A 17758-nucleotide genomic window follows, 5' to 3' on the forward strand; every position below is an offset into this window, starting at 1 on the left:
CCTCATCCACCCCATGCCCCGCACCCATCGGATAATACTGGTGATACCCCAGCAGATCCTCCTGCAACGACGACTCCACCCACTCCAGATCCCACGGCAAATCAACCATAACCCCACCCTAACAACCACCACCACACACCACCGGCCATGTCCGGATGCGCACGCCGTCCTCAGTCCATTCGTCGGCCGGTCCCGCCCCTGATGTCAGGGGCGGGACCGGCCGAATAGCGACGCCGTCGGGCTGATGGATGCCGTTGACTCAGGCGGGAAGACGCTCGCCGGTCGAGGCGGAGAAGATGTGCTCCTCGCCCGGCTTGATGCGCACATAGACGTTCTCACCCGAGTTCGGCGCGGTGCGCGGAGGAACGCGGACGATGATCTGACTGGAATCCTCACCGGAACCCAGCTTGTCCTCCGACTTCTCGGCTCCGACGAGCTCGCCGTAGATGTAGGCGTCGGAGCCGAGCTCCTCGACGAAGGACAGGCGCACCGGAATGGAGTGCTCGTCCTCTGCGGAGACGACCTCGAGGGACTCGGGGCGGAATCCGATGGTGACCTTGCCGTTGTCCTCGGGCGCGATGGCATCGAGGGTGGCGCGGCTCAGCGGGATCTTGGCCTCGCCGATGGTGGCGACCTCACCGTCGACCGTGAACTGGCCCAGGTTCATGGCCGGCGACCCGATGAAGCCGGCGACGAACTCGTTGGCGGGCTTGTCGTACATCTCGCGCGGGGTGCCGACCTGCTGGAGGACTCCATCCTTGAGCACCGCGATGCGATCGCCCATGGTGAGGGCCTCGGTCTGGTCGTGCGTGACGTAGACGGTCGTGACGCCCAGCGAGCGCTGCAGGGAGGCGATCTGCGTGCGGGTCTGAACGCGCAGCTTGGCGTCCAGGTTGGACAGCGGCTCGTCCATGAGGAAGACCTTGGGCTTGCGCACGATGGCACGGCCCATGGCGACGCGCTGGCGCTGGCCGCCGGAGAGAGCCTTCGGCTTGCGGTCGAGGTACTCGGTCAGGCCGAGGATCTTGGCCGCCTCCCTGACCCGCTTGTCGATCTCGTCTTTAGGGGTGCCCGCAATCTTGAGGGCGAAGCCCATGTTGTCGTGCACGCTCATATGCGGGTACAGGGCGTAGTTCTGGAAGACCATGGCGATGTCGCGGTCCTTGGGCTGGACATCGGTGACGTCCTTGTCCCCGATGAGAATGCGCCCGGAGTTGACGTCCTCCAGACCGGCGAGCATGCGCAGAGAAGTGGACTTGCCGCATCCGGAGGGGCCGACCAGGACGAGGAACTCGCCGTCGGAGATCGCGAGGTTCAGCGCGTCCACGCTCGGGCGGTCATTGCCCGGGTAGATGCGGGTGGCGTGATCGAAAGTCACCGTTGCCATGAGTGGTATCCCTTCACCGGCAGGTACGTGCCGGACGATCCGTTGTGAAAGGTGCCGAATGCGTGTCCGCATTGACACGTGCGCTCGGCCGGTCGGTCGCGCGCAGGGCTCATGCTGTCACAGGTTTGGCATGGCCCGGTAGATCTACGGGGTTCCACTCGCTCCGGATGACGGTGAAGCCCCTCACATCCCATGTCGCGACGGGGGTGCCCGGTACTGTGGGCGTCATGACGCAGAACCCGGACCTGGGAGCAGGCACTCCGATTTCCCTGGCGGGACTTCGCGCCGGCACCGAGGTCGGGGGATACCGGCTGATCCGGCGGCTGGGGGCCGGCGGTATGGGCGTGGTCTGGGAGGTCGCCGATGGCGCGGGCAACCACATCGCCATGAAGATCCTTCACCCTCAGATCGCCGCGGATCCCATGGCGAGGCGCCGTCTGGACCGGGAGGCCTCGGTCCTGGCGCGCGTCAGGGATTCCCGCGTTGCCCGCATCCTCGATATCGAGACCGGTGATGGCGCCGACGGGACCGGCGTCACCTTCGTCATCACCGAGCTCGTCGACGGGCCCACCCTTCAGTACGAGGTCGACCACGAGGGCGCCTACGACCTGACCACCGACGCGCGCGATCTGGCGGACCTGGCTCACGGGCTGGTCGACTCGCTGTCGGCGGTCCACGCCGCCGGTGTCATCCACCGCGATCTCAAACCGTCCAACGTCATGCTCGGCGCGCAGGGCCCGGTTCTCATCGACTTCGGCATCGCCCAGGTCGCCGACGACGTCCGTCTGACGCAGACCGGTCAGGTCACCGGCACCCCCGGCTTCATCCCGCCGGAGATGCTCGACGGCGACGAGCCCAGCCCCGACGTCGACTGGTACGCCTGCGCGGGTGTGCTCCTGTTCGCCGTCACCGGTCAGGCCCCCTTCGGATCGGGCCCCTGGCAAGCCGTTTTCCGGCGCGTCTACGCCGGCAGTCCCGAGCTCGGCTCGCTTGAGGAGGACTGCCCGGCACTGGCGCGGGCCTTCGCCGCCGCCCTCGCACCGCGGGTCGCCGACCGACTCGCCATCGAGGATCTGCTGCGCGTCCTCGATGAGATCGCCGACGGCGGAACGGGACAGGAGGCTATCGATGAGGCTCTCGGAGCCGAGGCGGATGAGGCCGATGAAGCCGATGCGGCCACCAGTACCTTCGCTTCGGGTTACGGCGTCGTCGGTGCTCAGCACTCCACCGGTTACGGCTCCGGCCCCAGCGCGCCGTCGGCCAGCGGGTACGGCGACGGGGCGTCGGGGCCCTCCGCCGGTGCCGGCCCGCACGGTGGTCGTGCGTCGCCGGCCGACTACGGCTACGTCGGCGCAGCTGGCGGGCCGGGGACCCCGGCGGCGGGCCCCGGTCGGAACAGCGAAGCGTCTCCAGCCTTCAGCCCCGGCGGGGGTCCTGCCCCCGAGGCGATGGCATCGGGCGGCGGGATGCCCGTGGCTTACGCGCCGGGCAGCGGATCCAGCGGATACCCCGCCCCGGGCGGACCGGCCCGCCGGCCCTCGCCCGCTCCCATGCCCGTTCAGCAGCCGGCGGTCATGTCCGCGCGCGTGCCGGTGGGACCGGCGGCGCTGCAGCCGGCGCTCCCGCAGCCGGCGCCGATGGCGCGCCGACCCGGCGCCGAGTGGCCGTACGCCGGTCCGGCGATGGGGTCCTCGCTACCTGATTGGGCTCGCGAACCGCGCCGCCATCCGTTCGTGGTCTTCTCCCTGTTCGTGCTCCTGGTGTCGCTGTCGGCCAGTATCCCCGTCTGGGTGATGCTCGTGTACGCGGTGCTCCTGGTCGTGGCGGGAACCGTGGGTCGGGCCGACGACGCCCGGCGGTGGCGCCGTCTGGAGGCCGGTCGCGTCTGCGCCGGGGACACCTCGCGCATGTGGGCGGCCATGCCCTGGTACCTCGTGAGCTCGTTCGTGACTAACGTCTTCGCACTCATCCCGGCCCTCATCGTCTCCACCATCATTTTCCTCCTGGCCGGCGGGTCGCTGCTGGGGGAGAGCAGCGGCTCGACTCCAACGATTCTGGAGGACTGGGCCTCCTACGATCGCGGCAGCCTGCTCATGTGCTGCGTGACAGCGCCGATGCTCCTTGTCGCCTGGATGGTGCCGTGGGGCTCATCGACGCGACGCGGGGCGGCGCGCATGATCGGAGCCGCCCTGGGCACCAGGAGCCGGCTCGTCATCGGCACCGTCGTCGTGCTCGCGCTGGCCGCGGGCGTGTTCGTCCTCCACGGGCTGGGCATTCTTCCTCCCGCCTGGCTGCACCCCTTCGCCACGACGACCGCGGGTTGAGCGGGCCTGAGCGGGCCGAGGCCGGAGCGTGAGGCAGGCCGCAGTGTTCGGACGGTGCTTATGGGGCGATGGCCAGGCAGAATACCCATGTCATGCCGTCAGGACTGTTAAGCCTTGTGCGGTCCTGTAGCCGATTTGAGGAGTCCTCGTGGCCTCGAACACACCCCGTCCGACCAAGGCCGAGCGCCGTGCGGCGGCCCGTGCCAAGGCGAAGGCGCTCCGGGAGGAGCAGGAGCGACGAGAGCGCCGCGCCAAGATCACGCGGCGAAGCCTGCTCGGGGCGGCCACGGTGGTTGTTGTTGGCGCCGGGGCCGGGCTCGTCGTCTACTCGCGGAAGAACACCGTCGTGGGCAATTCCTTCCCGGGCGTGGCCGAGGCCGACGGCTCGGTGACCTTCGGTGCCCCGCTGACACCGGGCACCTCCAACGACGGCGCTCCCGTCCTCGACGTCTTCTTCGATTACTCCTGCCATTTCTGCGCGGCCTTCGACACTCTCCACACCGAGGAGATCACCACGCTCCTGCGCGACGGCAGGATCACTCTGGCGTTGCGCCCCTGCAAGATCCTCGGTCAGAATTGGACCGACATCGTCATGAACGGCATGGGCCTGGTGCTCGACCAGCAGCCCGACACGGCGCTGGACTTCCACAACGCCGCCTTCTCCCTCTTCTCCGAGATCTACAACTCTCAGGACGGCAACCGCCTGACGGTCGACGAGCTCGCCAGCACTGCGAAGAGTACCGGCGTATCGGGGAGCATCGTCGACGCCTTCAACAAGACGGTGAAGGACAACTCCTACGGCACGTGGACGGAGACCGGCACTGGGACCTTCAAGGACAAGGGGCTGCAATCGACCCCGACCGTCCTGCTCGACGGCACGCAGCTCGATCTGCAGACCCTCTCCACCGAGACCGCTTTGACGGAGGCGGTCGACGGCCTGGCGGGCGGCGCCTCGGGGACTCCGGCCCCGGGCGACGACGGCCAGGCTCCCGCCGAGGGCGGCGCCGCGTCGGCCGAGTCCTCCTCGACGGCGGCCGGGTGACCCCGCGCTCGTGGCCGACCCTGTAGGCTCATGGGCACGCCGCGTTAGCTCAGTTGGCAGAGCAGCTGTCTTGTAAACAGCAGGTCGCCGGTTCGAGCCCGGCACGCGGCTCCGCGACGGCGAGCCCGGGCGGCTCCGCGGCAACAGCGAGTAAGGTGACCCTTATTCCTTGAGAAATCGATTCGTTCGCCGTGCCGCGACGAACCGCGACACGCTGACAAGCCGTAAGGAGCCCGTCCGTGACCAGCCGCTGGGATATCTACGACGCCCTCATCGATGATCTGCCCGAGGACGTGACTGTGACCGTCTCCGACCGCGGCGCCCGGTGGACCCGGGTGCTCAACTCTGCCGGGGGCGTCGGCTCGGCGTGGACCATGCGAGGCGTGAGCCGCCCGGCGCTCTCCGCCGATCTCCCGGATGCGGGCCGCCCGGTCCGCGACGTCGCCGCCCTGGTGCGCAGCTGGAACCTGGCCGAGGCCAGTGTCGGACTGGCCGCCATCAACTCGTGGTACTCCCGGCCCGAGGTCGCCGCTGAGCACGGCTTCGTGCCCACCGGCGCGGGGCTGACCTGGCGCGAGGTCTTCGACCCCTACGCTGACGCCGTCGAGGGTCGCACCGTTGCGATCGTCGGGCACTTCCCCTTCGCTCGCCGCGCCCTGTGGAGGGCCGCCGACCTGCAGACCCTGGAGCGTACCCCCGAACCGGGGGACTATCCGGACACGGCCTGCGAGTACCTGCTGCCCGAGGCCGACTACGTCTTCATCTCCTCGTCGAGCTTCGTCAACAAGACGGCCCCCCGGCTTCTCGATCTGGCGGTCGGCGGAGGCGCGCACACAGTGCTCGTGGGCCCGTCCACCCCCATGCACCCGCTCCTGCTCGATCTGGGCGTGGACACAGTCACCGGCTACATCCCCGACCCCGAGGCCGCCTCGGCCGACACCATCAAGACGCTGTCGGCCTCCGGTGAGATCGGCCCGGGCGCGCGCATGCATCAGCACCGCGCCGCCACCCCGGTGCGTCAGTAGGCCGCGGGGCATGCACTGGGACCGGGCGGTCCGGTGCGGGGGGTCCGGCCCGCTTCGGGGAACGGGCGTCGTCTCAGGGAAGGCGCCAGTCCACGGGCTGCGCGCCCAGCCGGGTCAGTTCGGCATTGGCGCGGCTGAAGGGCTTGGATCCGAAGAATCCGCGCGAGGCGCTCAGCGGGGAGGGGTGCGGTGAGGCGATGACCGGCGTGGTTCCGAGCAACGGGGTCAACGACTGCGCCGGGCGGCCCCACAGAATGGCGACGAGCGGCTCCGGGCGCTCGACCAGCGCCTCGATCGCCCGCTGGGTCACGGTCTCCCAGCCCCAGCCGCGGTGCGACGCGGGGGCGCCGGGGCGCACCGTCAGCACCCGGTTGAGCAGCATGACCCCCTGACGCGACCAGGGCGTGAGGTCCCCTGACGTCGGCCGCTCCACGCCCAGGTCGCTGACCAGCTCGGTGTAGATGTTCTCCAAGCTGCGCGGTGGCTTGACACCCGGCTGCACGGAGAAGCTCAGACCCATCGGGTGCCCGGGGGTGGGATAGGGGTCCTGCCCCACGATGAGGACTTTGACCCCCTCCATCGGGTAGGTGAAGGCGCGCAGCACGTCGGTGCCCGCCGGGAGGTAGCCGTGACCCTCAGCGACCTCCTGGCGCAGGCGGGCGCCGATCTCGTGGATGGTCGGTTCGACGGGCTTGAGAGCATCGACCCACGAGGGGTGGACGATCTCGGATAAAGGCTTGGGGTCGTTCATTCCGCAACCCTATCCGTTCGTCCTCCGTCCGGGGGAGACTCCGCGGGTCGCCCGCGTTCAACAGGGACGGCCCGCTATTCTCGCTGGGTGAGCGACTACCAGTACCCCGACGACGAGTTCGACGCCGCGGACGCCGACGGGCCGGTACCTGTCGGCGTGCATCGTGCTCAGGTGCCCGCGTGGCGCAGCTGGATTCCACTGGCGGCGGTGCTCATCATCGTGCCGCTCGTAGCCTGGGGCGCCGTCGCCCTGCTGGGTCGCACGGGCGGCTCTCCCGCAGCGACCGGCTCGTCCAGCCCGAGCACCGGGACGACGGCGCCCCAGACCGCTCCGGTCACCGGGTCCCCCACTCCGACCGAGAGCGCCACGCCCGACTCCCCGCCCACGCCCAGCGGCAACGCCGACCTAACCACGGGCGTGACGGTGTCCAACGGCACCACCACCACCGGCCTGGCCGCTCGCACCGGCAGCAAGCTCGAGAACGCCGGCTTCACCTCGGTTAACGTCTCCCAGGGCGTGTACCCCTCCGATGAGCCGACCACCACGACGATCTTCTACGCCTCCCCGCAGAACGCCCCGGCCGCTCAGGCTGCGGCCCAGGCGCTGAACGTGACCAACGTCGTGGAGTCCTCCGACGCGGCCGAGTCCAACCCGATCGTCGTCGTCCTACGGGACGACTACCAGGAGTGAGCCCGGCTCCCGTTCCGCCCGCCCGGCGAGACCTCTTGCGGGCCGTTGCGCTGCTGCCCGCCACGGGTGCGGCCGTCGTGGCCGGCGCCGCCGCAGGGTCGCACCCGTGGCGGCGGGAGCCCGCTCTCCGTTGCGAGGGCGTCGTCATCGAGGCCGACGGCGCCGTGTGCGCCTTGTCGCCCGGCACCGCCGCCGTCTACGGCCCCGGGACCCGGGTGCGCGCGTCCGCGCGGGGGAGCGAGGCGGCCTCGAGACAGCGGCGGCGACGCAGCGGCGCTCGCCTGCCGGAGAGCCGATGGGCCGGCCTAGCCGACGACGCCCTGGCTGATCTTCTGGCTCTGACCGGTCCGATCCTGGCCACTCAGGGTCAGCCACCGACGGTGTTCCCGACCGGTGCGGTCGTCGCCGGACCGGTCGGCGGCTGGCGCTACACCTGGCCGCGCGACGCCTCCTTCGCCGCGGCCGCATTCTCCGCTGTCGGCCTGCGCGACGAGGCGCTCGCCGTCCTGGCCCATCTGGCCGAGGTGCAGCGTCCCGACGGCGGCTTCGAGGCGCGCTACACGGCCTCCGGCGGCGTCCCCGATTCCCGGCCGGCCCAGGGAGATGGCGCCGGCTGGATGCTGTGGGCGGCGGGCAGGGTCATGGCCGACGGGGCCGGGATCGATGAGCTGGGGACGGTCTGCGGCGCGGGACTGGTGCGAGCCGTCGGCAACCTGATGGCGCTGACCGACACGCCGTCGCACTTGCCGCCGGCCTCGCCGGACTACTGGGAGGTCCCCGAGCGGGTCCTCACCCTGGGGACGGCGGCGCCCGTCCTCCTGGGGCTGGAGGCGGCGGCGGCCCTGGAGGGGGCGGGGCTCGGCGTCGGCGCCTTCGCCGGGCTCTCGGCGCAGCGGGCGCAGACCGTGCGCGCCGCCATGGAACGGGCTTTCTCCCCGGACTGGGGCCGTCACGCGGGCGACGACGACGTTGATGCCGCCATCGCGCTGGTCGGCCCGCCCTTCACCAGGGCTCCGGCGGGGGCGACGGCGGCGCGCCGCAGCGCTGCGGAGCGGATGCGCCGGGCGAGCGGGGGAGTAGCCCCCGGCCGGTCCTGGCGCGATGACGGCGTCTCGTGGACACCTGAGACGACGTTGCTGGCGTGGTCGGCGGCCGCGCTGGGCCTGACGCGAGAGGCCGCCGGGCTGCTGGACTGGGTGGATCACCACCGCACGGCGGTGGGGGCGCTGCCGGAGAAGGTTCGCGCCGACGGAACCCCGGCGGGGCCGGCGCCCCTGGCGTGGACCTGCGCGCTCGTTCTCCTGGCGGCGCGTGAGACGGTGTGAGACGGTGGGGTGGGGGAGAGGGAGAGACGGGGTGAGCCGTCCTCGAATGCCGGGGGCCGGCTTGCGGGTTCGCGCATGTCACCCGTGTCACCGCGGATGGGGCGCGCCGCCGACGACGATCCTGCCGAGGGCGAACCCGGTGAGCCTTGCACTCGGGAGTGGAGAGTGCCAGCATTGCGGTTAGCACTCGGGGCCGTCGAGTGACAATCGCTCGACGGTCGCGCGTGAACGACCCAGGCCGCAAGGTGAGGGTCGGGACCGGGCGTGACGTGAACGCCGGGACTCGATCCGTCCGTCGCGGGCACCGCCCGGCCGCATGCCACGAAGGAGCAGCAATGCCCAAGATCATCGCCTTCGATGAGGAGGCACGCCGCGGTATGGAGCGAGGCCTGAACACCCTCGCCGACACCGTCAAGGTCACTCTCGGCCCCAAGGGCCGCAATGTCGTGCTCGACAAGAAGTGGGGCGCCCCCTCGATCACCAACGACGGCGTGACCATCGCCAAGGAGATCGAGCTCGAGGAGCCCTACGAGAAGATCGGCGCCGAGCTCGTCAAGGAGGTCGCCAAGAAGACCGACGACGTCGCCGGTGACGGCACCACCACCGCCACCGTCCTCGCCCAGGCGCTCGTGCGCGAGGGCCTGCGCAATGTTGCCGCCGGCGCCAACCCGATCGCCGTGCGCCGTGGTATCGACAAGGCCGTCGAGGCCGTCGTCGAGCGCCTGCTCGCCGACGCCAAGGACGTTGAGACGCAGGAGGAGATCGCGGCCACGGCCTCCATCTCCGCCGGCGACGAGCAGATCGGCGAGTTCATCGCCGAGGCTCTGGAGAAGGTCGGCCACGACGGCGTCATCACCGTCGAGGAGTCCAACACCTTCGGCCTCGAACTCGAGGTCACCGAGGGCATGCGCTTCGACAAGGGCTTCATCTCGCCCTACTTCGTCACCGACGCCGACCGTCAGGAGGCCGTCCTGGAGGACGCCTACGTCCTGCTCGTCGAGTCCAAGATCTCCAACGTCAAGGACCTGCTGCCCCTGCTGGAGAAGGTCATGCAGTCCGGCAAGCCGCTGGCGATCATCGCCGAGGACGTCGAGGCCGAGGCCCTGGCGACCCTCGTCGTCAACCGCATCCGCGGCACCTTCAAGTCCGTGGCCGTCAAGGCCCCCGGCTTCGGCGACCGCCGCAAGGCGATGCTCCAGGACATGGCCATCCTCACCGGCGGCACCGTCATCTCCGAAACCGTCGGCCTCAAGCTGGAGAACGCCACCCTGGAGGACCTGGGCCAGGCCCGCAAGGTCGTCGTCACCAAGGATGAGACCACCATCGTCGAGGGCGCCGGGGAGAAGGACGCCATCGACGCCCGCGTGTCCCAGATCCGCGGCGAGATCGAGAACTCCGACTCCGAGTACGACCGTGAGAAGCTCTCCGAGCGCCTGGCCAAGCTCGCCGGCGGTGTCGCCGTCCTGAAGTCCGGCGCCGCCACCGAGGTCGAGCTCAAGGAGCGCAAGCACCGTATTGAGGACGCCGTGCGCAACGCCAAGGCCGCTGTCGAGGAGGGCATCGTCGCCGGCGGTGGCGTGGCTCTCCTTCAGTCCGGTGAGGCCCTGGCCGATCTCGACCTTGTCGACGATGAGGCCACCGGTGCTGCGATCGTCAAGGTGGCTCTGGAGTCCCCGCTCAAGCAGATCGTCGTCAACGCCGGCTTCGAGGGCGGCGTCGTCGTCGACCGCGTCCGCAACCTGCCCACCGGCGAGGGCCTGAACGCCGCGACCGGCGACTACGTCAACCTCCTGTCCGCCGGCATCGCCGACCCGGTCAAGGTCACCCGCTCGGCACTGCAGAACGCCGCCTCCATCGCGGGCCTGTTCCTGACCACGGAGGCCGTGGTCGCGGACAAGCCCGAGCCCCCGGCTCCGCCGGCTGCTGGCGGCGGCGGTGACGAGATGGGCGGCATGTACTGAGCCGTCCCGTCTAATTCTCGCCGGCCCGGAAGCCGGCGACGGAACGCTCATTGAGCGAACGACGGCGGGTCGTCCCCTGCGCGTGCAGGCGGGCGGCCCGCCGTCGCCTCGTACGCTCGCTGTTCTCGCCGGTTGGTCAGACCCCGGGGCGGTAACCGAAGCGGCCGGTGTTGGCGGTCTCGGCGTCGTCGTAGGATACGGCCGCCTGATCGAGGGCCTGGCTGATGAGGTCCAGGCTCGATTGCACTTGGATGGCGGTCACATGCCAGTCGGCAGCACAGGTGGCCATGGAGTCCGAGGCGCCGCCCGTCCATGAGGACTGCAGCAGGGCGATGTCGCCCTTAAGACCGTCGGTCTCCGTCTGGATCGTGGCGATACGAGTGCGGGTGCGGGCCGCGGTGTCGGCGACGGCCTGGGTGTCGACGGAGAAAACGGGCATGGCGGGGCCTTTCGTGAGAGTCCTGGAGCAACCGCCGCAGCGGTGCGGTGAATGAGCCCGACGTGGGGCGTGCACTCAGCGTAGAGACCCCGCTCCCGTCCGCGCACCGAGGGTGTGCGGACGCTGTGGACAACCTCGGCGCGGAGACTCCTGTGAAGCTCCGCGATGACATGCCGGAGTCCGGCGGTGAAAGGTGAAAATGCCTCGCCGTCGGACTGAGAAGTGTCAGGAATCGCCCGCGCCATCCTCGACGATGGGGTCGGTGATCGGCGCGATCTCACCGGTTCGCGCCTCCCGCAGAGCCTTGGCCGCTTCGGTGCGTGCTCGCAGGCGCTCGGCGAACTTGGCGCGTTCGGCCTCGACCAGGGCCGCCCGGTCCGCCGCCCGCTCACCGTCTGCGACCAGCACGCGGCGGGCCGTCATGAGCCGGTCCAGGTCGGCCGCGCAGGATTCCATCGAGGTCGTGTGCCCCAGGTCCCCCTCCTCCTGCGTCGGACGCCTCCGTCCGGGCCGGGCGGAGGCCCGACCCGTGCCGACCGCGACGCCGTCGGCGGGTGTGCCCGGTGAGGCGGCCGACGCAGGGGAGGACCGAGAAGGAGAGGAGGCCGGGAACGGGTCCGGGGAGCCGGAGGCGGACCTGACGCGTGAGGCCCCGTCGTCCTCCTTGACGGCGGGTCCCCCGGGGGCGGACTCGGTCTCGCCGGAGGTCCCGGTACACGCGCACGTGCGGGCCAGCTCGTCGGTCAGTCGCCGCTGTTCGGCCTGGAGATTCTGGCGGGCGGGCAGTTCCCACCGCTGGCCGAGCGGGGAGGAGAACAGCACGTCGCGATCCAGGAGACGGGTGACGATGGCCAGGCGCGCGCGCAGGTAGTCCTCAGCGGGGATATGGACGTACTCCTCCCGCACCAGCTGACGGTAGCGCTTGTATTGCTGGGGTCCGACGGCGAGCGCTCCCAGGTCGGCATCGTTGAGGGCCATGGCGTCGATGTCGTTGGAGGGCAGATTGTGGCGTTTGAGGTTGAGGATGAGGGCGCATATGCGGTCCACCGTCGCGTCGGGCAGGCCGAGGTCCCGCAGGTCGTGCGCCGCGTAGGCTGCGGAGGCGACCTCGTCCTCGCCGCCATTGCGTCTGTAGGTCTGTTCCGAGGCCGAGGAGAAGACGCACCCGTGGTACCAGGCGGCCAGGCGCATGACGTCGGGGTTGTGGGATTCGTCCGCGAGTTCGTCGACGCGGGCGAGCATGTCGATCGCGTGTTTGAGATTGTGGAAGCGGCGATCCGGACTGGACCACATCGAGACGAGGGTCTCCCCCGACTGGCCGATGGCCTCGACCGGAGCGGTGGCGCCCAGTGCTCGCACACTGCGGACATAGGCGGGAAGAAGCCACTGCGGTGCGTCGATGACGCCCATACGAGCCTCCGAGGTCGGGTGCTGGACGCGAGTCATCGTATTGCTGCAGCGCGAAAGATGTCGAAGTTTCGGACATGTTCGACGGACCACCTTTGAAAACGCTGTGCTCCGCGGGCGTCCCCGAGCGGCCGGCCCCGCCGGATCCCCGTCCCCCGGGGCGATCAGGCGTCGGTGGCGTCCGACAGGAGGGCGGGAAGCTCAATGCGCACTGTTGCGCCGCCGCCCGGGGTGTGCAGCATGCGCACCGTGCCGCCGTGCCGCTCGATGATCGCTGAGACGATCGCGAGCCCCAGCCCCGAGCCACCCGTCTCGCGGTTGCGGGAGGTGTCCGCGCGATAGAAGCGCCGGAAGACCTTCTGCGCGTCCTGGTCGGAGACGCCCGGACCGTGGTCGCGCACCTCGACGACGGCGACCGCCTCCGGAGCGGCGCCAGCGGACGCCGGCCTGCGCGCCGGGTTCCGTCCTGCGGCGTCGCGCGTCGGCCCGCGGCCGGGCGCGGCGGGTTCCGTGGCGGCCGACTCGGTTTCGGAGGCAGACACGCGTACCGTTCCGGGACACAGTCCGATGGCGATCTCCACCGACGAGTCCTCAGGGGTGTACCGCACGACGTTGCCCAGCAGGTTCGTCAGCACTTGGGAGAGCCGATCCTTGTCGCCGATGACGATGGCCTCGGGGGGCTCCTGGTCGGCTGCCGCCGCGTCGTCGTCGAGCGGGATCAGGGCGCAGTCGCGCTGAGGAGCCAGGACCGTCATATCGGTCAGGGCGCCGGCGGCGATGGCCGTCAGGTCGACCCTCTCCATCGTCATCTCGCGGCCCTCGTCCATACGGGCGAGCTGGAGGAGATCGTCGACGAGGCGCCCCATGCGCGAGGCCTCGGACTCGATGCGGTTCATGACCTCCTCGGTCCGCTCGGGGGGCACCCCTCCCATGCGGTAGAGCTCGCCGTAGCCGCGTATCGCCGACAAGGGGGTGCGCAGCTCGTGCGAGGCGTCCGAGACGAATCGGGTCATGCGTTCCTGGGCGACCAGTTGGACGTCGAAAGCCTGCTCGTTACGCTGGAGCATCGTGTTTAGCGCCCGCTGGAGGGAGCCGACCTCGGTACTGGATGGCTCGGTGTTGGGCACGCGCGCCGACAGATCGCCCGAGGCGATCCTTCCGGCCACCCGTTCGATCTGCCGCAGCGGTCGAAAGGAGCGGCGTACTAGATACGTGGCCGTCGCCGCGCCCAGAAGGATCACCGAGACGTCTGTGAAGGCCACGATGATGCGGGTCTGGGAGACGGTGTCGATGGCGCTGGTCAGGGGCAGCGCGATCGCGATGATCCCGGTGAACTCGCCGTCGACGCCGTTGCTGGATGCCAGCGCCAGGGTCTGCACGCGCCACTGCTGCCCCAGGAGGCTGGAATTGACGGTGAAGATCTTCTGGTTGATGGCGTCGTCCAGGGAGAGCGTGCCGAGAACCGGGACGCCGTATTCGGCGGCCGTGTCGTCGGAGACGATCTGGCCCGACGGTCCGTCGAGGTACTGGACCTCGACATAGTAGGTCGAGGGCATCTTCGAGCTCTCACCGGCGTGGATCTGGTCCAGTCCCTGATGACCGATCGTCCCGGCGGTCGTCCGCAGCTGGTCGTCGATCTGAGTGGTGAGATGCTGGTTGAGTAGGGAGGTGACCGACAAGGAGGCGATGAGCAGGCCGGCGGTCAGCAGCCCCGTAGTGATCAGGGCGAGCCGACTGCGCAGGGGCAGGGTGTGCCAGGACCGCCGCACCGAGGTCAGCGGATGCCAGCGCCCCCTCTTGATCGGGCGGTACTGACGACCCTTGGTCGCAGGACGCGTCTGCCGGGCGGAGCGCGCCCTGCGAGCCGGGCCCGTCGAGGCCCGAGGGGGCCGGGCGACGCGGCGGGCGGGGCCCGCTCCGGGCGTGGGTGAGCGCGTGGTCCTCCTGGCGGTGCGCACCGGTCACTCGCCCTTGGGCTCGCGCAGCATGTAGCCCACCCCGCGGCGGGTCTGAATAAGTGGCGCGACGGTGCGGCCGTCCTGGCCCTCGATCTGGTCGACCTTGCGACGCAGATAGGAGATATAGGACTCGACGATAGCGGCGTCCCCGTTCCAGTCGTACTCCCAGACATGATCCAGGATCTGGGCCTTGGACACCACCCGGCCGGCATTGAGCATGAGGTAGCGCAGGAGCTTGAACTCCGTGGGGGATAGCTCGACGTCCACGCCGGAGCGATGCACCTCATGGGCGTCCTCGTCCAGGATGAGGTCGGCCACGCGCACCACGCCGTCGTCCTCGTCTGCGGTGCCGTTCGTCCGGCGCAGGATGGCGCGGATGCGCGCGACCACCTCCTCCAGCCCGAAGGGTTTGGTGACGTAGTCGTCGCCCCCGACCGTCAGACCCTGCACTTTATCGGCCATGTCGTCGCGGGCCGTCAGGAAGAGGATGGGGGTGGTGATGTCGCGCTCCCGCAGCCGCCTGGCCACGGTGAAGCCGTCCATATCCGGGAGCATGACGTCGAGCACGATGAGGTCGGGGTCGGCCGCATCGACCCCGTGGAGCGCGCCGTTCCCGTCCGCCGCCGTCGTCACCTCGAAGCCGGCGAACCGCAGCGAAGAGGCGAGCAGGTCACGGATATTGGGCTCGTCGTCGACGACGAGCAGGTGAGCCTCGTGAGACGCGTGGGAGTCCTGGATGCGATCCATGTATGCAACTGTGCCCGGCGAGTCTGAAAGGTTCCTGAGCGCCGGGTCGGGTCGTCAGATGAACGTGACCGGGTCGAACTCATCCAGCGGGATGATCCGAATGCGCGGCAGCGGGCTGGTGAAGGCCCTCACGTCGGTTTCGAGGTCATGAATGGCCAGGCCGCGCGCCTCCAGGATCGCCAGCTGCGAGTTGAGGAATTCGCGGAAGCACAGCACGCCGACCCGGGCTCCCGCGTCCAGGAGCCGCCCGACCTGCGGGATGTAGTCGCCGTCGTGCGAGCCGAGCAGGACCTGAGCGCCCTGGCCGGCCTCGACTCGCAGGGCGATCGCCTCCAGCGTGCGCTGGATACCGATGTCGACGACCTTCTCCTCGGGATCCCCCGATCCGGCCAGCGGCAGGGGGCGGTAGTCCATGGCCATGAGCGCCTGGACGAAGCCCATCGGCATGTGCCCCGAGGTGGCGTTGAGGAAGAACAGGGCGATCGTGTCATCGCCCTGGCCGCCGGCGCTGGCGTCGGACAGGTCGTCGCAGAAGGAGAGCACACGGTCCCAGCGCGGCCGCTCCTCGGGCTCGGGCCTGCGTCCCAGAACGCTCATGCCCAAAGTGGCGTCGATGTTCTCGCCGTCGACGAGGAGATAGGTCGGTGTGCTCATGACGCACATGCTAGCGGGCCGGAAGGCGCCCCCCGATTTAAGTGACGTGCAGGCGTGCCGTATAAGAGGACTTCCCTGGGAACCGGGTTCTTGGAAGAGTCCCGCTTGTCGGTCTTCTGAAGGGGCTGTGCGAGCCGTCGGCGCCGGCCGGTGGGGGATCAGTACGAGGACCTGTCTGGGTCGGCGGGGCGGGCAGTCGGCTGGGCCTTCTCGGCCTTGAGCGCGGCGAAGGCCGCTTCGACGTCGTCACCGTCCGTGATCTGCGCCGGCTCCGAGGAGGAGGGCAGCGAGTCCTCGCCGTCCGACTTGAGCGCGGCCAGGCGGGCCTCGGCCTCCATCTGCGCGCTTGAGGCCTCCAGCTCGGCGAACTGCGACTCCAGTGAGGAACCCGCCAACTCCATCTGGCCGGCGGCCTGCGCCTCGACGCGTCGGACCTGGTCCTCGTAGCGGGAGAGCTCGCTGGTGGGGTCCATGACGTTGATCGAGCGGATCGCGCCCTGGACCTTGACCTGGGCCTCAGCCGTCTTCTTCCGGGCGATGAGCTGGTCGCGCTTGGAGTGCAGCTCCCCCAGCTTGGACTCCATCTGCTGGAGCCCCGTCTTGAGCTGCTCGACGACCTGCTGCTGGGAGGCGATCATGGGCTCGGCGGCCTTGGCCTCGTTCTCCGCCGTGATCTGCTTGGTGAGGGCGATCTTGGCCAGCGAGTCCCACTTGTCGGCGCCGGTGGCGTCCCCGCCGGCGCGCAGCTGGTCCGCCTTGCGCGAGGCCGCCAGGGCCTTGTTGCCCCAGTCCCTGGCCTCGGCGACGTCGGCGTCGTGGTCCTTCTCGGCCAGTCGCAGGTTGCCGATCGTCTGGGCGACGGCGTCGCGCGCCTCGGAGATGGAGGCGGTGTAGTCGCGCACCAGCTGGTTGAGCATTTTCTCGGGGTCCTCGGCGCGGTCGAGGAGAGCGTTGATGTTGGCTCGCGTCAACTGGGTGATACGGCCCAGGACCGACTGCTTCTCAGCCATGGTGTGATTGTTCCCTTCCTTGTGCCCGGCGGCGCGTCGCTCGGGCGGGTTGCGCTCGGCGAGGCGTTCGGATCATCGTCCCATGACAACACTACCGGCCGCCCGACGGGCCGAAAGCCTATCGCTGAAGGCATGAGGACGCGGAGGGCGTGTCCGAGGGACGGGCCGGAAATCATGCGGTCCCGGCGGGCGCGGAACAGTGGCCGGCGGGAGGCGGCCCTCGGCCCGCAGGTGAATGCCGGTGTCAGAAACTACCGCCTCCGCCGTCGAAACCGCCTCCGCCGTCGAAACCGCCTCCGCCGTCGAAACCGCCTCCATCGAAGAAGCCGCCTCCGCCGTCGAAGCCGCCTCCATCGAAGAAGCCGCCGTGCGAGTGCCCGCCCCAGCCGCCGTAGTCCCCGTGGTTGCTCCCGCCGCCGAGCAGGAGCCCGCCCAGGAGGAGCGAGCCGAGATTGATGCCGCCCGCGCCCCCGCCCGGTGAGCTGTTCCACGAGCCGGGTCCGCGCTGCACGTCGGCCTGGGCCTGAGTCTGCGCCTGAGCGGCGAGCGGTTCACCAGCCGCGACCTCGGTCAGCGCCGCCGACGGGTCGGAGTCGCGAAGGGCGAACGCCGCTGAGGCGTGCCGTGCGGCTTCGCTCAGCGCTGTTCTGGCCGAGGGGCCCACGGCTCCGCGGTGGGTGGTGATGTAGGAGGTGACGGAGTCGACCTGCGAGCCGAGCCGGGTCAGCCGCGCTTCGAGCGAGGCGCGCGCCCGCGAGTCGTTCTCCTCCTCGGCCCGAGCGGGCGCCAGGGCGTCGTCGATTGCGGCCTCGGCCCGGGTCAGATGGTCGAGCGCGGCCAGGGGATCGCCGGTCGCATCAGCCCCGCAGGCGGCGCGCCCTTCGGTGATGGCGGCCTTGGCGTCGGCGACCAGCGGGGCCAGCGAGGCCTCGGGCACCTGGTCGGACAGCCGTTCGGCGTCGGTCAGGTCGGAGGAGATGGAGGCGATCGCGGCTTGAAGGTCCGAGACGGCGCTGGACAGGCGCTCGCGAGTGCTGG

General features: G+C 70.0%; 14 protein-coding genes, 1 tRNA gene and 1 pseudogene. 7 read left to right on the forward strand and 9 right to left on the reverse strand.

Features of this window, described 5'->3' with window-relative positions:
* Positions 1-259: 259 nt before the first annotated feature.
* On the reverse strand, positions 260-1387 hold the full coding sequence (locus HMPREF9062_RS03060) for an ABC transporter ATP-binding protein (RefSeq protein ID WP_009748565.1): 1128 nt from the start codon (positions 1385-1387) through the stop codon (positions 260-262).
* Positions 1388-1614: 227 nt separating this feature from the next.
* Between HMPREF9062_RS03060 and HMPREF9062_RS03065 the strand changes: the two genes are divergently transcribed.
* The 4 genes from HMPREF9062_RS03065 (at position 1615) to HMPREF9062_RS03080 (ending at position 5778) form a co-directional block, all read left to right on the forward strand.
* Entirely contained in the window at positions 1615-3711 is a 2097-nt protein-coding gene (locus HMPREF9062_RS03065) for a protein kinase domain-containing protein (protein WP_034254613.1), read from the forward strand.
* A 148-nt stretch (positions 3712-3859) separates the two neighbouring features.
* Positions 3860-4753, forward strand: a complete 894-nt coding sequence (locus HMPREF9062_RS03070; RefSeq protein ID WP_009748568.1) for a DsbA family protein — start codon at positions 3860-3862, stop codon at positions 4751-4753.
* Between the two features lie 38 nt (positions 4754-4791).
* Positions 4792-4864 (forward strand) — tRNA-Thr (locus HMPREF9062_RS03075).
* 128 nt (positions 4865-4992) lie between these two features.
* The gene (locus HMPREF9062_RS03080; RefSeq protein ID WP_009748569.1) at positions 4993-5778 is read left to right on the forward strand and encodes a Rossmann-like domain-containing protein; all 786 of its coding nucleotides are present in this window, start codon (positions 4993-4995) and stop codon (positions 5776-5778) included.
* A 73-nt stretch (positions 5779-5851) separates the two neighbouring features.
* Here HMPREF9062_RS03080 and HMPREF9062_RS03085 read toward each other — a convergent pair whose 3' ends face one another.
* The gene (locus HMPREF9062_RS03085; RefSeq protein WP_009748570.1) at positions 5852-6529 is read right to left on the reverse strand and encodes a uracil-DNA glycosylase; all 678 of its coding nucleotides are present in this window, start codon (positions 6527-6529) and stop codon (positions 5852-5854) included.
* An 87-nt stretch (positions 6530-6616) separates the two neighbouring features.
* On the opposite strand from HMPREF9062_RS03085, the gene HMPREF9062_RS03090 reads away from it, so the two are divergent.
* The 3 genes from HMPREF9062_RS03090 (at position 6617) to groL (ending at position 10505) form a co-directional block, all read left to right on the forward strand.
* Positions 6617-7219: a LytR C-terminal domain-containing protein gene (locus HMPREF9062_RS03090; protein WP_034253622.1), complete on the forward strand. Its 603-nt coding sequence runs from the start codon at positions 6617-6619 to the stop codon at positions 7217-7219.
* Complete coding sequence (locus HMPREF9062_RS03095; RefSeq protein ID WP_034253625.1) at positions 7216-8544, forward strand: hypothetical protein; 1329 nt, start codon at positions 7216-7218, stop codon at positions 8542-8544. Before HMPREF9062_RS03090 ends, HMPREF9062_RS03095 begins: the two co-directional genes overlap by 4 nt.
* Positions 8545-8879: 335 nt before the next feature.
* Positions 8880-10505 carry a chaperonin GroEL gene (gene groL / locus HMPREF9062_RS03100; protein WP_009748572.1) on the forward strand — a complete coding sequence of 542 codons (1626 nt, stop codon included), beginning with the start codon at positions 8880-8882 and terminating at the stop codon, positions 10503-10505.
* Between the two features lie 136 nt (positions 10506-10641).
* Here the strand turns inward: groL and HMPREF9062_RS03105 are convergent, their stop codons facing one another.
* The 7 genes and pseudogenes from HMPREF9062_RS03105 to HMPREF9062_RS03140 form a co-directional block, all read right to left on the reverse strand.
* Complete coding sequence (locus HMPREF9062_RS03105) at positions 10642-10944, reverse strand: WXG100 family type VII secretion target (RefSeq protein WP_009748573.1); 303 nt, start codon at positions 10942-10944, stop codon at positions 10642-10644.
* Positions 10945-11169: 225 nt separating this feature from the next.
* Positions 11170-12354 carry an HD domain-containing protein gene (locus HMPREF9062_RS03110; protein ID WP_034253628.1) on the reverse strand — a complete coding sequence of 395 codons (1185 nt, stop codon included), beginning with the start codon at positions 12352-12354 and terminating at the stop codon, positions 11170-11172.
* Positions 12355-12515: 161 nt separating this feature from the next.
* Entirely contained in the window at positions 12516-14129 is a 1614-nt protein-coding gene (locus tag HMPREF9062_RS03115) for a sensor histidine kinase (protein ID WP_253270736.1), read from the reverse strand.
* Positions 14130-14312: 183 nt separating this feature from the next.
* Positions 14313-15056 carry a response regulator transcription factor gene (locus HMPREF9062_RS03120; RefSeq protein WP_009748576.1) on the reverse strand — a complete coding sequence of 248 codons (744 nt, stop codon included), beginning with the start codon at positions 15054-15056 and terminating at the stop codon, positions 14313-14315.
* A gap of 54 nt (positions 15057-15110) precedes the next feature.
* Complete coding sequence (locus tag HMPREF9062_RS03125) at positions 15111-15710, reverse strand: NYN domain-containing protein (protein WP_034253631.1); 600 nt, start codon at positions 15708-15710, stop codon at positions 15111-15113.
* A gap of 158 nt (positions 15711-15868) precedes the next feature.
* Positions 15869-16720 carry a PspA/IM30 family protein gene (locus HMPREF9062_RS03130; protein WP_009748578.1) on the reverse strand — a complete coding sequence of 284 codons (852 nt, stop codon included), beginning with the start codon at positions 16718-16720 and terminating at the stop codon, positions 15869-15871.
* A gap of 244 nt (positions 16721-16964) precedes the next feature.
* Positions 16965-17758: pseudogene (locus HMPREF9062_RS03140) on the reverse strand (TPM domain-containing protein); the annotation flags it as partial.

It is taken from the genome of Actinomyces sp. oral taxon 448 str. F0400 (genome assembly GCF_000220835.1).
Lineage (GTDB): Bacteria > Actinomycetota > Actinomycetes > Actinomycetales > Actinomycetaceae > Actinomyces.